The organism is Desulfotomaculum copahuensis (genome assembly GCF_001655685.1).
Classification (GTDB): domain Bacteria; phylum Bacillota; class Desulfotomaculia; order Desulfotomaculales; family Desulfovirgulaceae; genus Desulfotomaculum_G; species Desulfotomaculum_G copahuensis.
Genome location: NZ_LYVF01000186.1, coordinates 1 through 3905, shown reverse-complemented (window position 1 = coordinate 3905; position 3905 = coordinate 1). Strand labels below are relative to the sequence as shown.

At 51.8% G+C, this 3905-nt stretch carries 4 protein-coding genes; 2 read left to right on the top strand and 2 right to left on the bottom strand.

Going from position 1 to position 3905, the window contains the following annotated elements:
* Positions 1–491: 491 nt before the first annotated feature.
* On the bottom strand, positions 492–962 hold the full coding sequence (locus A6M21_RS15065; RefSeq protein ID WP_282434547.1) for a hydrogenase maturation protease: 471 nt from the start codon (positions 960–962) through the stop codon (positions 492–494).
* A gap of 77 nt (positions 963–1039) precedes the next feature.
* On the opposite strand from A6M21_RS15065, the gene A6M21_RS15060 reads away from it, so the two are divergent.
* Positions 1040–1960: a hydrogenase small subunit gene (locus tag A6M21_RS15060; RefSeq protein ID WP_066670504.1), complete on the top strand. Its 921-nt coding sequence runs from the start codon at positions 1040–1042 to the stop codon at positions 1958–1960.
* A 19-nt stretch (positions 1961–1979) separates the two neighbouring features.
* Positions 1980–3368 (top strand): nickel-dependent hydrogenase large subunit, encoded by a 1389-nt coding sequence (locus A6M21_RS15055; protein ID WP_066670500.1) that lies wholly within the window; start codon positions 1980–1982, stop codon positions 3366–3368.
* Positions 3369–3602: 234 nt separating this feature from the next.
* On the opposite strand, the gene A6M21_RS15050 is transcribed toward A6M21_RS15055, so the two are convergent.
* The coding region (locus A6M21_RS15050; RefSeq protein ID WP_486599217.1) for a class I SAM-dependent methyltransferase at positions 3603–3905 on the bottom strand (303 nt) is incomplete at its 5' end.

Below are 3905 nucleotides of genomic sequence, written 5' to 3'. Positions count from 1 at the left end.
AGTTCACAGTTGCACAGGCCTGGCCGGTATTCACCTTCGCCGGGCAGGAGGCAACACCCCTCCCCGCTCCGGGCCAGCATCTGCATGATTTTGTAGCGGATGGGGTCACTTAAAGCCTTACCGATTTTAATATTATCAACCATGAACCGATCATATCAAATATTTTTGATATGATCAACTTTATTTTCAGCCACCCGGGAAAGAATTTTTCGCGCCTTTCGATATGAAGAAATCCGAGGAGACCAAAGAAAAGCACCGGGATGAAGTTCGGCAGGGGTATAAACTGGTTGCCGAATCCGAAGAAAAGACCTCACGTTACACGGAAGCGGACTGGCGGGCTATCCATGAGAGCAGGGAATGAGCATTTGCCGGCGGGCGGCAGCCGCCATGGATGCGGGCAAATATAAATTTTTATATTCTACATCATTTCCTCTACTTCCTATATCCTGGAATGATATTTTATGATTCGCTTTTATCCTTTCAGACCGTTTTTACTTTATAGTCAATTTAAAAATTTCCTCCGTTATTGCGCCGGTAACCACCGGCAGGGCCCTTTCAACCGGGGGCGAAATTAATAAACCGGGCTTTACATCCTGCGGCTCCACGCCATAGATAACCAAACTATCCGGAAATCCCGTTAAACTCCGGGCCAGTTCAATTGCAGCGGGCAGGGAAAAACCATGTCCGTCCTGTTCACCATATGCCGAACGGATTAGTTCTTCATCAGTCAGCCGGTAGATTGTCCCACTGATCCCGCCGGCCCGCACGGCATCTACGGCAATGGCATGACGGGAATGACTTATTTCCGCCAGGCAGGATATGAGTGCTGTACCTGCTTCCAGAATGAGTGCGCCGGAAGGCCACTTTTTTTCTTTTAGCTTTTCCACCACCCGTATTCCCAGCCCATCATCGGACATTAATATGTTGCCCAGCCCCAAAACAAGCACGTCATACTTTATCATAGTAAATATTTTATGCGGCATAAGCTTTGCTGCTTCATATAATAAAAGTAATGCACTTGAAATAGGAGCGTTTTTAAATGCAAAAAGAGGCATTTGTCCAGCTATGTCGCCAATTATCCTCCCGCCGTGACTACAACTTGTCCCAAGCCATATTAAATGCAGTTGGGGAACACCGCAAATACAATCCGCACAAGCTGCCGGTAATCTGGCTGGAAACCAATGACAGCGGCGACAACAACATCGCTTTTATGAGTTCCGTCTACCCCTACCTGCAAGAAGTCTTCGATGAAATGATCGACCTTCTTTACAGCAACACCTTTATGGCCGCCCAGGGCCGGGAGGCACTGGAAATCCTCTTCCGGCCCGCCAAAAAATTCCGGGGCAGGTTTACCCTGGTGGTAGAAGGAGCTGTTCCGGTAAAAGACAACGGGTTATACAACCTGATCGCCCGTACGGAAAACCATGATATTACCGCTTTAGAAGCAGTCACCGCCCTGGGTGGAATGGCCGGACACGTAGTGGCAGCCGGTACCTGTGCCAGCTTCGGCGGGGCGTCGGCCGCCCGGCCCAACATTACCGGCAGCGTTGGCGTAAGCCAGGTGTTAAACCGGGAAGTAATCAACGTCAGCGGTTGTCCGGTCAACCCGGACTGGCTCGTGGGCACTCTGGCGCACCTGCTGATGTACGGCCGTCCGGAATTGGACTCTTTGGACCGCCCTACCATGTTTTACGGATTTACGGTGCACCGGCATTGCCAGCGCCGTTCTTACTTTGATCAGAAAAATTTTGCTCAAAAGCTGGGCGATATTGAATGCATGTTTTCCTTGGGCTGTATGGGTCCCCGCACCGGCGCAGACTGCCCTTACCGGCAATGGATAAATCATGTCAGCTGGCCGGTTAAAGTAAATACACCGTGCATTGGCTGTACTAATGAAGATTTTCCGGATGGCTCCACCCCCTTTTTTACCCCTATGTCTAAAAAATCCCCCGGCCAGTAAAACAGCGGAGGTGACTTGCATGCAGCGGATTATGTTCAGCCCGGTCACCCGCTTAAGCGGCCTTTTATCCGTAGAGGTATTTGTTGACCAAAACCGGGTGGTGGAGGCAAATGCCGGCAGCACCATGTTCCGGGGCTTTGAATGGGCTATGCGCAACCGGCAGGTCAGCGATGCCGTTTATATGACACAGCGGGTCTGTGGGATATGTTCGCTGGCTCATGGTGCGGCGGCCAGTTATCTTTTGGATGAAATGTATGATCACGATCTAACGGAAAATGCCCAGTATTTGCGCAATATTATGTACGCCGCGGATTTTTTGCAAAATCACATCCGGCATTTTTATTTATTCAGCCTGCCTGATTTTGTGCGCATGCCCGGTCGTCCACCGTTTCATGGGCAAAACCTCACTGATGCCAGACTGAATGCCAGGGATAACCAGCGCCTGGTAGAAAATTATTTTAACGCCGTTAAGGCAGCCCAACAAAGTCATGAAATCCTGGCCCTTTTCGGCGGCAAGGCCCCCCATCAGCACAGTTTTGTCCACGGCGGGGTGGCCGTTTCCCCCACGGCGGATAAAATTACACAGGCGCTGGCCCTGTGTAAAGAAATCAGGGCGTTCATCAGGAACCATATGGTCCCGGATACCGGACTGATCGCCCGGGTATACAATGACTATTACCATATTGGAGTTACTCCCCGGTGTCTTTTATCCTTCGGCTTGTTTAAATTTGGCCCCAAAAACGACCGGGTGCTATGGCCGGGCGGCGTTCTTTATCAAGATCAACTCACTTTCCCCCGCGTTGATCAAATCCAGGAGGAGATTACCAGTTCCTGGTTTGCGGAAGCGCAAGGCGAATTAAAACCAGCGCCCGGTAAACCGGGTGCCTACACCTGGATCAAATCAGTAAGTTACGCGGGCCGGCCCTTCCAGGTGGGTCCGCTGTCCCGGATGATCATCACCGGTCGCTATAACGGCGGCACTGCAACTATGGACAGAATATGCGCCCGTACACTGGAAACGCTGTTAATCAGCGAACTGATGGAAGAATGGCTAAAAGCGGTTGTCCCGGGACCACCCCCCATCCGGCAAAAATCAGAACCGGTAAAAAACGAAGTTACCGCCCTTACAGACGCCATGCGGGGCACTTTACTGCACAGCGCCCGTATTGCGGATGGGCAGGTAATTAGCTACAACATTATTACGCCCACAGTATGGAACTTTTCGCCAAAGAACAGCTCCGGCCAACGGGGGCCTGTGGAAAGTGCCCTGGTGGGCACGGAAATTCCCCGGCCCGATATGCTTTTGACCATCCTCGGACGGATAATCCGTTCTTTCGATCCGTGTTTATCCTGCGGCACTCATGCACTCGACGTGGGAAATAATATAAAACTTGTCTTAAGAATTTAATTCTACTGATAGTTACTGACTTTTTGAAGCAAAAAGTCATTTCCAGGTCACCCTCCACCGGGCAGTAACTCAATCTTCCCCTCCCGGTTTTTTTCCGGTTACCTTTTCCGGGCTGCCCTGACTGAAGTGTGGCATACCTTCAGGCTGCTGGTGTTTGGATAAACTCACCGGCGGGGCGGCTTTCACCCCACCCTCAGATAATGCCGGCCGGCTGGCCATTAGGCTGCCCCGGCCTTAAAAAAAGTCCGGTTTTTTTGCCCGGATGAAGGCGCTGACTACTGCCCCGTTTAATTCATTGCGTTCGGATTCGGATAAACCGGAAAGGATTGACTCCGCCAATGGATCGGTAAGATCGTAGACCCTGGTGATCTCCACCTCTATACCGGCAAATCCGGCGGCGGCCAGTTTATCGCGGTATTCCCGCTCCTGCAGGGCACCGGCCACGCAGCCCGCCCAGGCCATGAGGTCCTGCTGCACCTTCCGGGGGAGGGACCTGGTCAGCAATATATCCGACACCGCGAACCGGCCGCCGGGTTT